The following is an 18,108-nucleotide window of genomic DNA, read 5'->3' as shown; positions in this document are numbered from 1 at the left end:
AAACCAAATTTTAGCTAATAGCTCTTCAATTAAACCTTATTTAATAACCAATAAAAAGCTCTACATTATGAGTGTAAAATGGAAGTTTAAATCGTTAATGATTTTGACTCTCTTATCTGCCCAAATGGCGGATGCCGATGAGTTGAATGAGTTTTTCGTTGATAAACAAGACACTAGCCAAACCGACACGGTACCCGAGTTGAGAGCCGTTTACCGCTTTGATCAAGCCAACAACAAGGTGGGCTCCATCAAGAATATTTCCTTGATCACCGCCCATAGCCTTCCGCAATTAATCAAAGGGGAACTACCAGGTGTCTATGTTTCGGAATCCAATGGGGAACCCGGAACCAGCCAGCAGATGTTTGTCCGCGGCCTCAACAAACCCATCTTTACCAATCGGGATATCTATAGTACCCAACCCCTCATCGTATTGGATGGAGTTCCCCAAATTGGAGAACATCCCTTTTCCTTTGATATCCAAAATTATGATGTGGAAAGAATTGGTCCTGAAAACAACCTATTGACCACCTTCGACATCGATAACATCGAAAGCATTGTGGTACACAAGGATTTGGCCACCTTGGCGAAATACGGCCCTATAGGTGTCAATGGTGTTATTGAAATCACCTCCAAAAAAAGCCTAGGACCAGATAAAAAAAGAATCTCCGTAAACAGTTATGGGGGATTTTCTGCAAGACCTGCTGTAACCACGATCAATGGTTCCTATGAAAATGCTTTCCGTAAGCAATTTTATGATCTTTTTACTACCAATGGCCGATATAATGAGGATGATGTTTACCCCATTTATTTAAGTGATTCGTTGAACAACAATTATTTCGGGCCCTCCAATTGGTCAGATAGTTATTACCACAATGGTTATAATTATGGTGCGAATGCTACCGTTGCCGGAGGTGGAAACCGCTCCAATTTCCAATTCAACCTGGGCACCATCCAAAATGGCGGTACAGCTGAGGATACTGAATTCGATAAACTGAATGCACGGTTCTATCTTAACCTTCGCCCTTTCAATTGGTTGGTTTTCGAAACCTTGGTCAATGTGAACCGACTCAATAGGGATAGGAATAAAAATCTCCGCAACCGTTACGCCATGATGGGGTACTTCCCAGATCTTGGTGCTCCCATATCACCCAATAAAGAGGTATATGATAAATACCTAGACGAATTCGACAAAAGCTTCGATAATAATTTCAACAACTTGTTGGGCGGATTTTTCGGATTGCAGTTCAATGTGGACAGGTTACGGTTCAAGACCAAATTCGGAATCGACTACAACGAGGGATACCGCGATCTTTTCTACCCGAGTACCATTTTGGAGTCCAATAACTTTGCTTCCAATTATTACGGCTATAACCAACGTATCCTTATCGATAATACCTTGGTCTATGATTTCCAAAACGACGCGAACTACTTCTATTTTGAAGCTGGCAATTCCTTTACATGGGATGTCTTTAAATACAATTATGCTTATGCCTTTAAAGGTGTAAATGATTACATAAAGATCAATTTATTAGGAGGAGACCAGAATTCCAGTGTGTTTCCAAAACAATTGATCTATAAATTCTTGGACAGGACCCGTCACAATATGATTTCGGTGTATGGTAAAGGTTCCTATACCTACGATAATACCTATACCGCATCCTTGATGCTTCGTTATGACGGATCTTCGAATGCCCAACCTACCGCACGATGGTTCTTCTCGCCTACCTTATCCTTGGGTTGGAATGCGAAGAACAGCCTAATGGCCGACAACGAACAGATCAGCCAATTGAATTTTCGTGCTTCGGTAGGGCGTTTAGGAATCTACAACATGTACGATAATTATTCCCAAGGACCAAGCTATACTGCACAGATCGGCTATACCGGAAACATGATCGTCCCTAGTTACAATGCCTTCGCTGCCTTGGTAAGACCCTATGAAGTGGGCTGGGTAGGATACGATATCCCTTGGAGCTATATGGATGAAGTCAATATTGGGATGGATCTTGGTTTACAGCAAAACAAACTTCAGTTCAGTCTGGATGCCTATGTTCGGGATACCAAAGATCAATTGGTGATGCTTCCCGGCAAAAGAGATTTCGGATATAAATACCAATACGAAAGTGGATTGGATGTGCGAAATATGGGCGTGGACCTGGGGATCAGTGGAGATATCATCAACAAAAGCCAACTTTCTTGGAATTCTGGGATTATCCTAGGTTTTAATACCAACAAGATCTTGGCTCTGCCAAATGGACTGGATGAGGTAGCCGTGGACAACCGCTTATTAAAAGTAGGTGAACGAGTGGATGCTTTCTGGTTATTGGAGAACCAAGGGATCTATCTGACCGATAATGATGTTCCACAGCAGTCGGGTCAGTTACTGACCTATCGTGCTATCGATCTAAAAGCTGGAGATCCTATCTGGAAAGACCAGAATGGTGATTTCAACATCGATGATGAAGACCGGATCGTGAAAGGAAACATTATCCCTAAAGTATCTGGTAGCTGGAACAATAGCCTACGATATAACAATTTCGACCTAAACCTTAATTTTTATTTCAACCTGGGTAGAAGTATCATGAACCAAGAAATGTCCAACCGCTTCAATTTCATTGAAAATGAAAATGCTCGGGAGATCGATGCGATCAAAGAGATCACTTATTGGGAGAAAAGAGGCGATTACAGCAAATATCCGCTCTATAATCCATGGAGTTCGGTGAGTCCTTATCAGGTCAATCAATCCCTATTCTTGGAAAATGGATCCTTCGTCAAGTTGCGGACTGTTTCCCTTGGTTACAACATGAAGGATGTTTTGAGCAGCAAGTACAGCAAGAAAATGGATCTGTATGTCTATCTGTCTGCCAACAACCTTTTGACTTTATCGCCTTATTCAGGTCGGGATCCGGAGTTAGTTAATTATTTAGGTTATGACTTAGGTTATTCGCTTCCTTTGCCGAAAACCTTTGCTCTAGGCTTCAAACTTAATTTATAACCCGTTATGAAAAGATTATTATTTATTATTCTGATATCATCTTTAACCCTAACATCCTGCAAAAAGATGTTAGATATAGACTCCAGTCGCTTGGTTTCTGAAGAGAACATGTGGTTAAAATTAGAGGATTCCAGAGCAGCGTTGATGGGGGTTTATGGATTGACAAAAGCCGCCCTGAATGATCATAATGCCCATTGGCTTTATGGTGAAGTTCGCTCCGGCGATTTCAGCATTCCGATTCGTCAAGATCTGAAAGCCATCAGTAGCCATAACCTATCCCCTTCTTACGGAGTAATGGAAGACCTTAAAAGCTGGCGGAGATTCTATGCGGTTATCAATGCGGCTAATATCTTTATTGAACGTGTTCCGGAGGTTTTGGCGAATGATAAACGCTATACCGATAACAATATGGTGGTGGATGTAGCGCAAGCTCGCTTTCTAAGGGCCTTTGCCTATTTTTATATGGTTCGGATCTGGGGCGATGTGCCATTGATCACGTCCTCTCAGGAAGGAAAGTTTACCGATGCTCCTCGTGAAGACCAATTCAAGGTTTTGGCCTGGGTTCAGCAGGAGTTGGAAGCTGCCGCTGCAGATCTTCCTTATCGTTATTCTGTTAATGACCCACAGCAGATCGGAAATTATTACAATGAAGCACCGTCTCGCTGGGACGGTGCATTGGCCAGAAAATTAACGGCTTATGCCCTATTGGCGCATGTGGCCGCTTGGCAGAGCAATTATCCTGATGCAGCAACCTATTCCAAATTTGTTGTCGATAATTATGGCAAAGCAGGCATGGGATTGATCCCTTCAGAAACCCTCTCGGCTGCAAATGGCTTTTTCTACGATAAAAACAGTAACCAATTACTGGGCTTCGGTCATGTGTACAACCATGTGGAAGGTTCCTTCACCGGACATATCGAAGAATTGACCTTGGCAACACCGGTGGTGGATAAGACCATTCCAGATATGTTCCTTCCGAAGGATAAAATCCTTCAGTATTTCAATGAGGCCAATGACCAACGATTCAGTGCAGATACTTTGGGGAATCCTACGTCTGAAAACTATTTCAGGAACTTCAATGGTCGCTATCCCATCTTCAGCAAAATCAAGTGTATCCTTGGTGGTGTAACCAACCCAACTTTCCGTTTGTTCTCGAGTGCTACGGTCTTTACGCGTCTTGAAGATATTTACTTATTACGTGCGGAATCATTAGCGGTATTGGGCGAAACCAATGGCGCCATCGATCTGCTGAACACGCTGCGGGAAAGAAGAGGTCTCGCCAAGTATGCCTTTGAGAAAAATGGTGAATTGGTGGATGCGATCTTCCATGAACGGAACAGAGAGTTGATGGGAGAAGGTCATCGATGGTATGACTTGATTCGATATAGCCGCCTAAAGAATGACAATTCGCCGATCAACCAGATGATTCGAGCAAACGCCATTTATTGGCCAATTGCGAAAGATGTACTGGCACAGAACAGCAAGTTAACCCAAAATGAGTACTGGAAATAATAAGAAGCATCATGAAGAAACATTCAAAATACCTTTATTTCCTTTTCATCATCCTTATAACAGCCTGTACGAAAGATGCTGGCTATTATAATGAAGAGGTACAAAAAATAAAATTCAATGGTACCATCTATGATTACCTATTAAGTAAACACGGTGTTTTCGATTCCTTGGTGAAAGTGGTGGGCCGTACAGAGATGGAAAAACTATTGAAGGAATCCAACAACATTACCTTGTTCGCGCCTACTAACCAAAGTTTCAAGATAGCGTTGGAGAACCTGAACAATACCCGTAAAAAGGCTGATAAACCCTTGGAATACATCAATAATGTGGATATCCTACATCTGGATACCATGATGTCACAATACCTGATCAGAGGCTATTACCCTACAGATTCCATGCTCTTAAAAGATGGTATCAATCTGTTCGATTATAAAAATGGCTATCCGATGAATGCCAAGGTGATCAGCGGCAATTCATCAGGATATTTGAAGGGTGGTCCGGTAATCATTCAGTATAGTGATACCAAAAGGAGCCAGTTTACCCGGAATTGGGTCACAGCCACCACGGAATCCATCAACATCCAAGCGGACAATGGTATTGTCCATGTTTTGGCTCCTGACCATGTGTTTGGTTTCAACGATTTCGTGAACAAATTGACCTATATTCCGCCTCCACCAAACCTATTTGTTACCGTGGGTGGTAAATTCAGCGTATCAAGAGAAAACTCCGGTGGACCTAATGCGGTAGAAGCCTCTAAATATGTATTCGATGGAAACCCAGAGACCAAATATTTAATAAGCGCCATGAACAATCCAGAGTGGATGCAGGTAGAACTGAATTCACCATCGGTAGCCAATGCCTATACCCTAACATCTGCCAACGACTTTCCAACACGGGATCCTGCAGATTGGCAATTACAAGCTTCTCATAACGGAACAGATTGGACTACCCTGGACTCCAGAAATTCGGAGGAATTTACATCCCGATTCCAACAACGGGTATTCTTTATCAATAATACCGTTGCCTATAAATTCTACCGACTACGCTTGATCCGCGTTCGGTCTGGAGTGGACATGCAATTAGCCGATTGGAGTGTAAACAAACATGATTAACCTAACTGAATAGCTAAAAATGAAATTATCAAATTCCATACGATTAATGAGCGTCTTGTTAGGCAGTTGTTCACTTTTCGCTGCTTGTAAGGAAACCTTTGAACTTCCTGCAGACCGCGACTTCATCAGTGAAAACATTACTTACGAGAACAAAGTTATCCAACCTATCATAGGTCGGGATAATATACATACAGGTTTACTCTTGGATAACTCCACCTTGCCCCTGAAGTTTGAGATCATCAATCCGCGGTACGGTGATGGAACTCCTTATACGGATGTTTTCCAAAAGGCACCGACCTATGAATGGATCGCCGAATACGATGGTAAGGAGAAATCCTTAGCGGAAATCGAAGCCAAAAGGCATCTGGTTGAAAAACCATATTTTGAAGTGGACGATTATGGAAGGTTCATTATGTACGGATCTTCCACGAACGAGACGGTCGCTCCTAGACCTGCTGATACAGTGGTGAAGACTCAGGATGTTCGGTTCTTTGACCTTAAGGTATCCAATTCTGGAGGCTTTCAGATCATCAAAGACCTACAGTTGATCCCTTGGCGGCAACGGGATTATTCGCCAGATTATGATATGAATCCCTATACGGGCGGAGTGGCGCCAGATCCTAGAAACCCGAAGGATCCCTCGAAAAGAGAATACCTGAAGCCTTCTTGGTTCAGCAACATCATCGGGGTTAACTCGAATACCAACCTGAAGAATGATGATAAGCAGACAGACTTGGTGGTATTTATTCGAAGGTTTGAAGGTGGAAACGGTAAGAGCCTGCGGTTTAGGTTTTTGAATCCAGATAGCACTTCCATCAACCCCGCAAAGTTCAATGAAACAAAATGGGACTTATTGGTACATGGGTTCAACAAACAGATGACCAGTGAATATGTACAATATGATGTTGCTTATCCGATTCCATTGACCAGTATCCGAACCGATTACAATTCCGGCAGCAATGCCCGGGTCGTCTTCAAATATTCCCGAACCGGAATGGGAGGAACATTGACCTATGGCGAGATGGGGTTGGATTTCAGGATTTTCAAGCCTGGCGATTGGGAGATCGTGTTTATGTTCCGTAGAGAGAGTCCAAAATTTGAGGATGAATAAATATTAACCTTATGAAACTACAGAAAAATATCATTTTATATATGGTGATGGCTGTCCTTTCCATTTCATTTGCCATGGCCCAGAACCAGCAGATTCAAGGAAAGGTATTGGATGAATCCAACAAGCCGGTAAGTGGGGTTACAATATTAAACGCCTCGAACAACCGCGCCTTGACAGCAACCAAAGATAATGGCGAATTTACCGTTACGGTTCCGGCCAATACGACCTTGATTTTTCGAGGTATTGGATTTACAGAAAGAAGGATCAAGATCAATGTGAACCAAACTTCTTTGACGGTTCGCTTGAGTGCAACAGATAACCAAGTGGAAGAAGTCGTGGTACGTGGTTATGTAGCCCGTTCCAAGGAAAAAACCACCGGTTCATCCTATTCCTTAGGTGAGAAAGATATCAAAGATAATCCTGCCATCAATATTGAGTCCTTGATGCAAGGAAAAGTTCCTGGATTGAACATTCAGGTGAATACCGGTGCGCCAGGTTTCCGTGGATCCACACAGATCCGGGGTCTATCCACCCTTTCCACACAAGGTACGGGTAATGAATCGATCCTGATGCCGACCTCTCCTTTGTATGTAATCGATGGGGTCCCGATGGATGCGGACAGAGCTTCAGAGTTCGGTCTTCAACAACAAGGTCCGGGTATCAGCCCACTTTCCTTGATTCCACCGGAAGATGTGGAGAGCATTGAGATTCTAAAAGATGCCCAAGCAACATCCTTATACGGATCTAGAGGAGCATATGGTGTAATCATCATCAATACCAAACGAGGTAATTCAGAGGTGCCAAGGATCAATTATACGCATTCCTCCTTTATGAGGTCGATCCCTAAACTACGGGAGACCTTGGGCGGTAATATGGAAAGAAACCTAAAATTGCTTCAGATCTATACCAATGCTCGTACGCAAGGGGAATTGGATAAAATTATGCAGACGCCTTCCCTAGCGGATAGTCTAAACTCCTACTTCAACAATTCCACCAACTGGCAGGGCTTGTTCTATCAGAACACGTTTAACCAGAACCACAACTTCAGTATGGATGGTGGAAATCAGCAATTATCCTATAAAGCCAACCTCAATTTCTACGATGAAACCGGGGTCATCAAGAATACTGGATTTACCCGTTATTCGTCGAACTTAAGGATGGATTACCGTCCTTCCAGACGATTTGAGTTTGTAGGTCAGGTGTTTGCCCAACTGGGAAAGATGAACAAAGGGGATGGAACAGGTATTCTACAGACCGGGGTAGCCAGTGGAGGTCAGTCTTCCACCCTATTGCCACCTCCAGGATTCTTTACCGCCTCTTCGGATTATGTTGCCGCGATCAGAACACGGAACGACAATAAAACCAAATTAATAAAACCCTTTATTGAAGCTGGGGTGGAGTTCATTGATAATCTCCGATTCCGTACGACACTGAGTTATGAACTGTCTTCCGGCACAGAGGAGAAATTCTCGCCAGCAGCCTCTTCGGGCCAATTCTCTGAAGTATATGCCTTCAATAACCGTTATTCGCAATTCTATAGCCGGAATAACCTGAACTATTCAAAAACATTGAAAGAAGATCATGATTTGTTCTTCAGCATTTTCAATGAGATCATCCATGTGACCAACCAGAATTCGGTCATTACGCAACGTCGTACTCCGAACGATCAGTTTGAAGGTCCATTGGGTTATGATGGTTATTTTTCCAGTGGTGGTGGTATCCTGAGTTTTAAAAATGAGAAGGCACTATCTTTTGCTTTCGCAGGAAACTACAGCTATAAATCACGCTATGTACTGGATCTGACCTATCGTTTGGATGGATCTTCCTTGAATGGATTTGAAAACCTGTATACCAAGAATCCATCCATCGGATTGAAATGGAACATCCATCGGGAAGATTGGATCAAGGGATTGCCTTGGATCAATACCGCAGCGCTACGTGGTACCTGGGGAGTAAACGTGATGCCTACGGCAACCTTAGACCGGATCTATGGTAAATACAATATCTACGGGAACTACAATCAGCAAACAGGGATCGGTATCGACTCCTATCTGATTCCAAATCCTGATTTGAAACCGACGACTTCCATGCAGTACAACTTAGGATTTGACCTGATCATTCTGAACAACAAGATCGATATCATCTATGATACCTATTATAAACGTACAGAAAACCTGTATCAGGAATCCTATTTGAACAATACCACCGGTTTCTCCACGCTGTCCTCAAACGAAGGGGGTTTGGTAAACTATGGTCATGAGGTTTCCTTGCGATTGAGACCATTGAAAGGCGATAAGTTCTTTTGGATGCTATCGGTCAATGGCGCCTATAACCGGGATGTCCTTTTGCAATTGCCAAGTATCTTCAATGGTCAATTGATTCGTTGGGATGGTTCTGCGGCCAAACAACACATCCTGAACCGCGTAGGTACGCATGCCTTCTCCAATTATGTATTGGTGAACCGGGGTGTATATGCGACAGATGCGGATGTTCCGGTAGATCCGAGAACCGGCCTTCGCTATAGGACACCGGATGGTACCTTCTTCCAAGCTGGAGATCCGATCTGGGTTGATCAAAATGGGGATTATATTCTGGATGATAGGGATTATACCCGTTCAGGCAGTGCTCAACCGAATTTCATCGGCGGAATTCAGAATGAAATGTCCTACAAAGGCATCTCCTTGACGATCGCCGCTTCTTATACAGCCGGAAGAACAATTTTCAATAATGCATTAGCGGAACGTATGCGGCTGTTGGCAAATCCTTACGGTTTACAATCGGTAGTTCCATTGGATGATCTGGATATGTGGCGTCAGGATGGTGATATCGCCAAGTACCCGAATGCTTATGATTTCTCCCGTGCGGGCAATATCAATCCTCTGCGGAATGATCAAACCTTATGGGAAGAGAACGGATCTTACCTCAAAATCAATCAGGTATCCCTAGCCTATAATTTTGATCGGGAATTTTTAAAAAGATACAGGTTACAACGTTTCCGGGTCTATGCCACCATGGACAATGTTTACACCTTTTCAAAATATTCTGGACCTAACCCTGAGGGAGTGACCAGTTTAGGCCGTGACCTTTCCAATGGTTACCCGGTTCCTAGAGGTTATGCACTTGGTTTAAACTTATCCTTCTAAATCATGAAAACAATGAAAAGATTTAATTTAAAATTAGCTTCCGTAGGATTGGGTTTAATGCTCGGATTGGGTTCATGTAACAATTATCTGAATGTAGAACCTATAGACCGTTTAACTGGAAATAACTATTATAAATCTGCGGAAGATGTAGAGGCCAATTTTGCCTTTATCTACAGCCGTTTCTTCGATAAGATCAATGAATCCTGGGTAATGGGAGCCATTGGTGAAGCCCGTTCCGGTGAGATCTTCATCTCCCCTTTGGCCAATAATGAGAACAGCCGGAAAGTGATCGAGGTCATGGGTCAGAACGACCTGAACCAAGCCATCAGCAATCCTTTATTTGACTGGTACAATATAGACCGGATCACCAATTGGAAAACCTATTACGAGGTTATCCAGAATACGAATATCCTGATCCAGAAATTGGAAGAAGGAATTCCAGGCGTGAGTGACAGCGAAAAGAACCGATACCTTGCTGAGGCTAAGTTTATGCGCAATTTCACTTATTTCTGGATGTGCAGGTTATATGGTGATGTGGTGTACTACACCCAGCCCTATGAAGCTGCTGCCCTACCTCGGGAGGCCATGGTCTCGGTGATCAATAAATGCATCGAGGATCTGATGCCCCAGAAGGACCTGATGCCTTGGTCATTGAACGACCCATCCCTTCGCGGTGCAAGACCTGCCAAAGGAGCTATTATTGCCCTATTGATGCATATGAATATGTGGAACTCAGGTTTTGACCATGCCAATAAACAGAAGTATTATGAGGCCACTATAGCTTTAGGTAAGGAATTGCTTGCCAGCAACCAACATAAACTGATTGCTCCTTTTACAGATCAGAATTGGGCCATCGTGACCAAAGGTCGTAGTGAGGAATCCCTATTTGAGTTCTATAAAAGTATCAACTATGGTGACAATGTTAATCCATTGACGCCATTCTGGGATCACTTCTTACGTTGGCCATATAAGTTCCCACGTTTTACCAACCAGATCAGTCACTGTTATTACCTACCCTCCTATATGATGAGATTATTTCCAGAGGATGTGGCGGATAAACGCAGGGAGATGTGGTTTGAGGATATCTATTCCGGTAATGGGAATTTTGTACTTCGGAAATATGGTACCAATGTGTATGCATCAGGAAACGAAGATAAGAATCCGGACAATAGCTTCTTGATCTTCCGTTATGCAGATGCGATCTTGTTGTATGCAGAAGCATGTGCAGAAACAGGTTCGAATGATGATGAAGCGATCCGGGCAGTAAACCTGATCCGAACCCGCGCAGAAGCTACCCCATATACTGGTTCTGGTGGTGCTGAGCTAAAGGATTTTATATTCATGGAGCGAAGTCGGGAGTTGTTCGGCGAGAGCCATCATTATTTCGATCTGATCAGAACCCGTCGTATCCTGAATCCGACCTGGACCATGAGCCCATTGAGTTTAGACCAGTTCAACCGTGGAGGATGGACCTGGCCAATCGATCGAGAGGCTTTGCGCTATAACCCGAATATGCGATTAAATGATTATTGGACAACTATTGGACGCTAATGATGAAGAAGTTAACTAAGAATTTATCAATATGGGGTATGCTGGGGATACTGGGTTTCCTGGGCATATCCGGATGTGCAAAAGATGATTACTACAAAGATGGCGGACTAGCAAAAGCTGAATTTGATGGTACCATACTGGAATATTTAGATTCCAAACCTGTACTATTTGATTCCGTGGCAGCAATTATCCGAGCAGCAGAGATGGAGGAATTCTTCAACACGGAGGAATTCACCTTCTTCGCTCCTTCAGACCGGGATATCAAAGACCTGATCGGTTCAAAAGATAAAGGCGGCTTAAATAGGCGCTTGTATGATAATAAACAGGATACCATCAAAACTTTTACCGATGTGGATCCATCCATATGGCAACGATATCTTTACCGCTACATGTTCCGTGGTAAGAACAAGTTGGCGGATTATCCACAGATTGATTTTGGTTTATTGTCGCTATTTGGAGGTCAGAACTACCGATCCATGGCGGGAGATATCTTCAAGATCGGCGTGGTATTCAATGATGCTGTAGGAAGTGGAAGTAACCTCAAGTATATGGGATACCGCCAATTGCATGTAGGTCTGATTGGAGATCCTTCCAGGCCAGACAATTTTGATCCGGTGCCTGTTTCTACTTCGGATATCCAGCCTACCAATGGGGTGATCCACGTATTGGATTATACCAGGGTATCCTTTGGATTCGACCAGAACCAAGTTATGAACGATATTATTGAAAGTAAACGCTAAGTCATGAAAAGAAATTTTATATATACCTTAGGAATTCTTGTCGCCTTGGCGCTTTCTTCCTGTAATAAGGAAGTGGAATTCTTCTCAGAACCTTATCCGGAAGGCAAGGAAAACCTACTTGTCAAAATGGATCGAACCCTTAAACCTTCGCCTGAATTTGGGGCACCAGGAACGGAAGTGACCATCAAGGTCACCGGTCTTGAAGCTTATAAGGATAAAGCGATCTTCAATTTCAATGGGGAAAAGGCGGAAATCGTCAGCATCAACGATGAACAGATCGTGGTAAAAGTGCCCACATTTGCCAGTACAGGAGTGACCTCTATCTATATTGATGATATGATTGTTTTTGGGCCAAAGTTCACCGTATCAGGAAAAGTGAATATCGACCCTACCTGGGGAGCAACGAAAGGATCCAACGGTTCGATCAACGCCAATTTATGGACGATTGATGAGAAGTACATCTTTGTAGGGAATTTTAGCAATTACGAAGAGAAGGGTTCTGTAAAACCGATCAACAAATTGGTGCGGACCTTTAGAAACGGAACTTACGACATCAGTTGGAGAACTGGGGATGGATCCAATGGAAACATCAATTCCATCCTTCAATACCAGGACCATTACTATATCTCTGGGGGTTTTTCAGGATATGACCAACGTAAGGACAATATTTCGAACATCACCCGTATTCATCTGAGTGGTCGTATTGATACCATGGGCATCAAACCGTTCAGACGTCCGGAGCAGAATGATACCACGAAGTACTACCCTACCTTCAATGGTGGATTTGACCAGTTTGTAGCAAATATCTATGAACATAATGGAAAGATCATCGCCTCTGGAAATTTCAGATACCATATAAACCGGATCTATGGGGAGCCTAATTTTATGGAAACCAAAGACTCCGTGATCTTGGATTCTACGGAGATCCGCCATGTAGCCAGATTGAATACAGATGGAACGCTAGATAAGACCTACCGATTTACCGGAGACAAAGCATTTGCTGGCGCCAATGGATCGATCGAGACCTTTTTCCACGACGAGGGTCCTTTAAAAGGGAAGATCGTTGTATTCGGCAGGTTCAATCGTTTTGATGAGACTACCGTAGGAAATATCGTTCGTTTGAACGCCGATGGAACAGTAGACGCCTCCTTTAACACCGGCTCTGGAGCTAATTTCAAAGTGAATAAAGTAACCTACAACCCTATTACCAAAAAATATGTAGTCGTGGGCGAGTTCAAATCCTTCAATGGGGTGGAAACCGCTAGAATGGTCCTCTTGAACGAAGATGGAAGCATTGATAATACCTTTAAAGCGAAATCCTTTGGCAATGGTTACCCTTGGTATGCCAAGCAATTGAACGATGGATTGATCGTGGTAAGTGGTGGATTCATTGAATATGGAGGTGTGGCCAAGAATAGGTTTATGTTCCTGAAACCTGATGGATCCTTAGCTGAAGGCTATAATAATATTGGTCAAATGAATGGAAGTCTGAATCGGATAATAGAGACCACTTCGGAGGATGGAAAACGAGCCATCTTACTACTGGGCTCCTTTACTCGGATTGATGATTTTGTGGCGAATAACATAACACGTTTAATCCTTGAATAATTTGAACGCTATGAGAAAGAGAATATGTAAACCATTATATGCTGTGCTTTTTGTCCTGATGGGACTGTTTTTGAGTGCCTGTCAAGAAGAATTCAGCAAGATCATTCCTGAAAAAGAGGAAGAAGAAGTGGATGTTATCTACGGAACACCTAAGGTTTTGTTATTATTGGTGGATGGTGCACGCGGAGAATCTGTCAGAACAGCACAGATTCCTACCATGATGGGCATGCTTCCCAACGCGATCCATTCCTGGGTTTCCTTAAGTGAGGAGAATGCTTTGGATGTTGCATCCAATTGGACAGATGTCCTTACTGGCGTGAATTATGTGAAGCATGGCGTAAGATCTGACGATTTCAGCACCAATAAATTGGCTTCTTTTCCGGTAGTTTATAAACGGGTAATGGACTATGCAGATAGTATCAAGATGAATGTCATCAGTACCAAGCAGACCTTTATCGATCATTATGCTACAGGAATTACTTCCCAACTGGCCAGCAATGATGAGGATGTAAAGTCCAAAGTGATTGCTGCCTTAGGGCAATCGGATCTATCTTTTATCACGGGACATTTTAGTGATATTGATAAAGCTGGTGAGGCTTCGGGCTATGATAATTCCTACCCTACCTATAAGGCATCCATCGAAAAATTTGATGGGCAATTGGCAGAGATCATGACGGCGTTGAAGGCCCGACCTAATTATGCGAGAGAAAACTGGCTAGTGATCGTTACTTCTAGCCAAGGTGGACCATTTGAAATTCCCGAAGCACAGAACGACAATACCATTTTCAGTAATCCAGAGGTAAACACCTTCACCATCATGCACTCCCCTAAATTTGTCACTAAATTCATTGGGAAACCTTATATCGGAAATAAGTTCATTGGATCGTTCATGCGATTCAATGCAGAAAATTATGCTCAATTGGATGAAGGGGATAATCCTTTATTCGATCTGGATACCACCGATTTCACCATCGAGCTGAAGATCAAGAAGAATAAAGGTTCCAATAATAATTACAGTTTCAGTTATCCATCCATTATTGGTAAGCGAAAGCATTGGCAAGGCGCCTGGGATCGCGAAACGGATGGGATTGGATGGGTGATCCACCTTGCTGGTGAGTCTTGGATTTTTAATGCTCGTGGTGATAAGGGGACCGGAGAGATCAAGGCCGATAAAAACATGAACCGTGGCACTTGGAATTCCATTGCTGTGACTGGAAGTATCGTGGATGGTAAACGCATGGTGAAATTATACACCAATGGGGAACTATCAAAGGAAGGAGAAATAACAGGCTGGGGAAAAATATCCTCCGATGCGAAATTTAGGATTGGTTTTATCCCAACGCGTGAAAATTGGCGTTCCGATGCTTATCTGGCAGATATCAAATTCTGGAAAGCAGATTTGGGGAAGGATGTGATCAAACAATATAGCTGTGAGATAGGTGTTGATCCTAACCATCCTTACATGCAGTATCTGGTTGCTCATTATCCGATGATGCGATCTGAGGCAGGTATCATTAAGGATGAAGGAAGTTTTGGTCTACATCTGAAAACTGGAAATAGCAATTATCAGATCCTGAACTTCAACGATTACCTCTGTGCCCCATCTTCGCAGAATTTAGGCGCACAGGTTCCAAGGACCATCGATATAGCAACACAGATCATTAGTTGGCTAAAAGTTCCAAGACAATCAGGTTGGCAATTGGACGGCCGTGTATGGATTGATAAATAAGAAATGCCGTATGAAAAAGAAAATTAATCTCTATCTCTCCTATCTTTTCGTTGCAGCTATGGCATTTTCTGCCTGTTCTCGAGAAGACCTAAAGGAGTTTGAATCTACCCAGAATAATCCGACAACAGTTGGAACGGGTAGTATAGCCGGTCAGGTAATAAAAACAAACGAACAAGTGGTTGTTCCGGTAAGCATAAAGCTATCCAAACCCGCCGCCAAAGCTTTCGAAGTAGCCCTTGGTGTCAATCAGGAAGCCGCTCTTGAGCATATCGCCGATGGGAATCTTGGTTCCGATCATGTGGCGGTGGCGGCAGAATCGATCATGTTGCCCAATGCCATCAAGGTTAACTTTGGGGCTGATTCTAGCAAATTCGAAATCAAGATTACCCGCACAGAGGTAGAAAAATATTTCGGAAAAAATATTGTGATCGGCTATAAGATCACAGAAGCTGGAAAGGGTAATAACATCGATCCTACAAAAACCGATGGGGTGATCATTTTGAATACAGCGGATCTATTGGTTTTGGATGATATCCATTATATTTCCTTTACCAACGGTGCTGGTGAGGTTCTGGTTGCGAAAAACCAAACGAATTATGAAAGTGCCTCTTCGGGGATGTCCATCCCGATCGGTATCACACTGGCTAGTTTTCCCGGCCCTACCTTTACCGTGAACTTAGCAACCTCCACTGATACCATTGCCCAATTGATACAATCGGGTGTATTGCCGGCAAATACGGTTGCCCTACAGGCTGGTCAGTTCACTATGCCATCAAGGGTACAGGTTGCAAGCAACGCAAGAACCGCTAATTTTAATGTAGATGTTCCTTGGTCTGTTATCTCAGCAAACGTGAATAAACAATTGGCGATCATGGTGGAAATGACCAGTTCATCCCTTCATGTGATCAATCCGGCAAAAAGCTATACAATTTTGCTGATTGATTCGGAGAATGTAATTGAGGTCGATGTGACCAACCAAGGGGTATTCAGCGTGAATAAGGACAACTCGGGTGGTCCGAATGCGGGTGAAGGATCTTTAAAATTCATTGATGGTAATTATAATTCCAAATGGCTTGTGGGTAGTTTTGTTGGAGATCTTCAAGCGAAACTTGTTTTTAGCACGCCACAAAAGATCGGTTCTTATACATTAACATCTGGAAATGATGCATCGGATAGGGATCCGAATGTATGGCATCTGGAAGCTTCCAATGACGGAATTACCTGGACAACCATCGATTCGAGATCCGCTGAGGTATTTTCCTCACGGAACCTGACAAGAAGGTTTGATATTGATCTACCAAAAGCATATACCCATTACCGTTTGAATATTACGTCCAATGTGGGTTCCAGTTTGTTCCAAGCTTCCGAGTGGAGAATGATCAGAATTCCATAGCATATTTAACCATTCCATATTATGAAAACGAAACTATTAAAATCGACATATGCCCTTCTGCTGATGCTTATTACCATCAGCATGGGCTGCACCCGAGAGGATGTAATCGACAATTCTCCAGTAGATGGATTGGAGGAAAAACCTGCAGCGGCCTTTAATTTTGCTGTGGCAGATCCAAAGGATCCCTTTACCTATAAATTTGATAATAAATCAAGTAATTTTAAGGAGGTCCGTTGGGATTTTGCGGATGATAGCACATCATCCGAACTTTCTCCTACCCATACGTTTCTGAATACCGGAACTTATAAGGTTAAGATGGTGGTATTGAATGGGGAAGGTTATTGGGCCCAACGGGAGGAAACCATTAAAATCAATCCTTCATCCTATATACAGGTAGCCACGAAAATTCTACCGGATCGAAAAATGGAACTTTCTTTTGAAACTGCCATGGAGATTGAATCCGCCTCTTGGACACACGCTGTTTCTTCATCCCAATTTGATATCTTCTCGACGGAGAAAACAGCAAACCTATCATTTGCCCCGGGGGAATTCAAACGGATATTCCTAACGGTTATTACTCCGAAAAAATCCAAAGCCACGATCGAGTTTCTTTTATCGGAAACTGGGCAGATCAAAGACTTGACGAATTTCGACAACATCTTTACCATTTCGCATGATAACAGTGGCGGACCGGATGCCAATGAAGGTTCCAAGAAAATGATCGACAACAATACGAACACTAAGGTATTCATTGGTGGGGTTGGGAACAGCCTGACCTGGCAATTTGAGTACTATGTTCCGCAGATCATTAATGGATACCGGATGACCTCGGGTAATGATGCCCAAGAAAGGGATCCTAAAGAATGGAAAGTCGAAGGATCAAACGATGGTACTACCTGGACAGAGATTGATCACCGGAGCAATGAAGAATTCCCTTCGCGATACCTATCTAGAACATTTACCTTCAATAATAGCACAGCGTATAAGTACTATAAGTTCTCTATACTGCAATTACGGAGTGGTACAAACTTCCAGATGTGTGAGTTAAGACTCCTACAGATTCCTCAATAAGGATTTCATCCAAATAAAAAAGCCATGTAAAATTCATGAGGGCACTGAAAAAGTCTCAACTTTTTAATGAGATTTAAAGAAATGACTGAGTACAAGATTTATCTTACTCGGTCATTTTTGTTCTAAGGATTTCTGAAAATTTGTTT

Annotated in this window: 11 protein-coding genes; all 11 read left to right on the top strand. The window is 42.9% G+C overall.

Features of this window, described 5'->3' with window-relative positions; genetic code table 11:
- Window positions 1-97 precede the first annotated feature (97 nt).
- The 11 genes from VJ786_RS09945 to VJ786_RS09895 all read left to right on the top strand — a co-directional run bounded on the left by VJ786_RS09945 (window position 98) and on the right by VJ786_RS09895 (window position 17,962).
- Entirely contained in the window at window positions 98-2,992 is a 2,895-nt protein-coding gene (locus VJ786_RS09945; protein WP_167554254.1) for a SusC/RagA family TonB-linked outer membrane protein, read from the top strand.
- Window positions 2,993-3,058: 66 nt separating this feature from the next.
- Window positions 3,059-4,504 (top strand): RagB/SusD family nutrient uptake outer membrane protein, encoded by a 1,446-nt coding sequence (locus VJ786_RS09940; RefSeq protein WP_245153305.1) that lies wholly within the window; start codon window positions 3,059-3,061, stop codon window positions 4,502-4,504.
- An 11-nt stretch (window positions 4,505-4,515) separates the two neighbouring features.
- Window positions 4,516-5,616 (top strand): discoidin domain-containing protein, encoded by a 1,101-nt coding sequence (locus VJ786_RS09935; RefSeq protein ID WP_134776908.1) that lies wholly within the window; start codon window positions 4,516-4,518, stop codon window positions 5,614-5,616.
- A gap of 19 nt (window positions 5,617-5,635) precedes the next feature.
- Window positions 5,636-6,727: a DUF5007 domain-containing protein gene (locus VJ786_RS09930; RefSeq protein WP_245153306.1), complete on the top strand. Its 1,092-nt coding sequence runs from the start codon at window positions 5,636-5,638 to the stop codon at window positions 6,725-6,727.
- A gap of 11 nt (window positions 6,728-6,738) precedes the next feature.
- Window positions 6,739-9,870, top strand: coding sequence for a SusC/RagA family TonB-linked outer membrane protein (locus tag VJ786_RS09925; RefSeq protein WP_336557659.1), 3,132 nt, complete (start codon window positions 6,739-6,741; stop codon window positions 9,868-9,870).
- 12 nt (window positions 9,871-9,882) lie between these two features.
- Window positions 9,883-11,421 (top strand): RagB/SusD family nutrient uptake outer membrane protein, encoded by a 1,539-nt coding sequence (locus VJ786_RS09920; protein WP_134776909.1) that lies wholly within the window; start codon window positions 9,883-9,885, stop codon window positions 11,419-11,421.
- On the top strand, window positions 11,421-12,161 hold the full coding sequence (locus tag VJ786_RS09915) for a fasciclin domain-containing protein (RefSeq protein ID WP_099366105.1): 741 nt from the start codon (window positions 11,421-11,423) through the stop codon (window positions 12,159-12,161). Before VJ786_RS09920 ends, VJ786_RS09915 begins: the two co-directional genes overlap by 1 nt.
- A gap of 3 nt (window positions 12,162-12,164) precedes the next feature.
- The gene (locus VJ786_RS09910) at window positions 12,165-13,769 is read left to right on the top strand and encodes an IPT/TIG domain-containing protein (protein ID WP_134776910.1); all 1,605 of its coding nucleotides are present in this window, start codon (window positions 12,165-12,167) and stop codon (window positions 13,767-13,769) included.
- A 10-nt stretch (window positions 13,770-13,779) separates the two neighbouring features.
- Window positions 13,780-15,498 (top strand): LamG-like jellyroll fold domain-containing protein, encoded by a 1,719-nt coding sequence (locus tag VJ786_RS09905; RefSeq protein WP_134776911.1) that lies wholly within the window; start codon window positions 13,780-13,782, stop codon window positions 15,496-15,498.
- Window positions 15,499-15,508: 10 nt separating this feature from the next.
- Window positions 15,509-16,891, top strand: a complete 1,383-nt coding sequence (locus tag VJ786_RS09900) for a discoidin domain-containing protein (protein ID WP_134776912.1) — start codon at window positions 15,509-15,511, stop codon at window positions 16,889-16,891.
- 21 nt (window positions 16,892-16,912) lie between these two features.
- The gene (locus VJ786_RS09895) at window positions 16,913-17,962 is read left to right on the top strand and encodes a PKD domain-containing protein (protein ID WP_134776913.1); all 1,050 of its coding nucleotides are present in this window, start codon (window positions 16,913-16,915) and stop codon (window positions 17,960-17,962) included.
- The last annotated feature ends 146 nt before the right edge of the window (window positions 17,963-18,108 follow it).

The sequence above is a fragment of the Sphingobacterium tenebrionis genome (genome assembly GCF_037126265.1).
GTDB lineage: Bacteria > Bacteroidota > Bacteroidia > Sphingobacteriales > Sphingobacteriaceae > Sphingobacterium > Sphingobacterium tenebrionis.
The sequence above is the reverse complement of the archived record's forward strand: the minus strand, read 5'-3'. Positions and strand labels throughout refer to the sequence as shown.

Bases quoted from the DNA above. Each gene is read 5' to 3' on its own strand.
- VJ786_RS09920 (WP_134776909.1), top strand. From the start codon at position 9,883: ATGAAAAGATTTAATTTAAAATTAGCTTCCGTAGGATTGGGTTTAATG.
- VJ786_RS09895 (WP_134776913.1), top strand. From the start codon at position 16,913: ATGAAAACGAAACTATTAAAATCGACATATGCCCTTCTGCTGATGCTT.
- VJ786_RS09905 (WP_134776911.1), top strand. From the start codon at position 13,780: ATGAGAAAGAGAATATGTAAACCATTATATGCTGTGCTTTTTGTCCTG.
- VJ786_RS09940 (WP_245153305.1), top strand. From the start codon at position 3,059: ATGTTAGATATAGACTCCAGTCGCTTGGTTTCTGAAGAGAACATGTGG.
- VJ786_RS09925 (WP_336557659.1), top strand. From the start codon at position 6,739: ATGAAACTACAGAAAAATATCATTTTATATATGGTGATGGCTGTCCTT.
- VJ786_RS09935 (WP_134776908.1), top strand. From the start codon at position 4,516: ATGAAGAAACATTCAAAATACCTTTATTTCCTTTTCATCATCCTTATA.
- VJ786_RS09910 (WP_134776910.1), top strand. From the start codon at position 12,165: ATGAAAAGAAATTTTATATATACCTTAGGAATTCTTGTCGCCTTGGCG.
- VJ786_RS09930 (WP_245153306.1), top strand. From the start codon at position 5,636: ATGAAATTATCAAATTCCATACGATTAATGAGCGTCTTGTTAGGCAGT.
- VJ786_RS09945 (WP_167554254.1), top strand. From the start codon at position 98: ATGATTTTGACTCTCTTATCTGCCCAAATGGCGGATGCCGATGAGTTG.
- VJ786_RS09915 (WP_099366105.1), top strand. From the start codon at position 11,421: ATGATGAAGAAGTTAACTAAGAATTTATCAATATGGGGTATGCTGGGG.
- VJ786_RS09900 (WP_134776912.1), top strand. From the start codon at position 15,509: ATGAAAAAGAAAATTAATCTCTATCTCTCCTATCTTTTCGTTGCAGCT.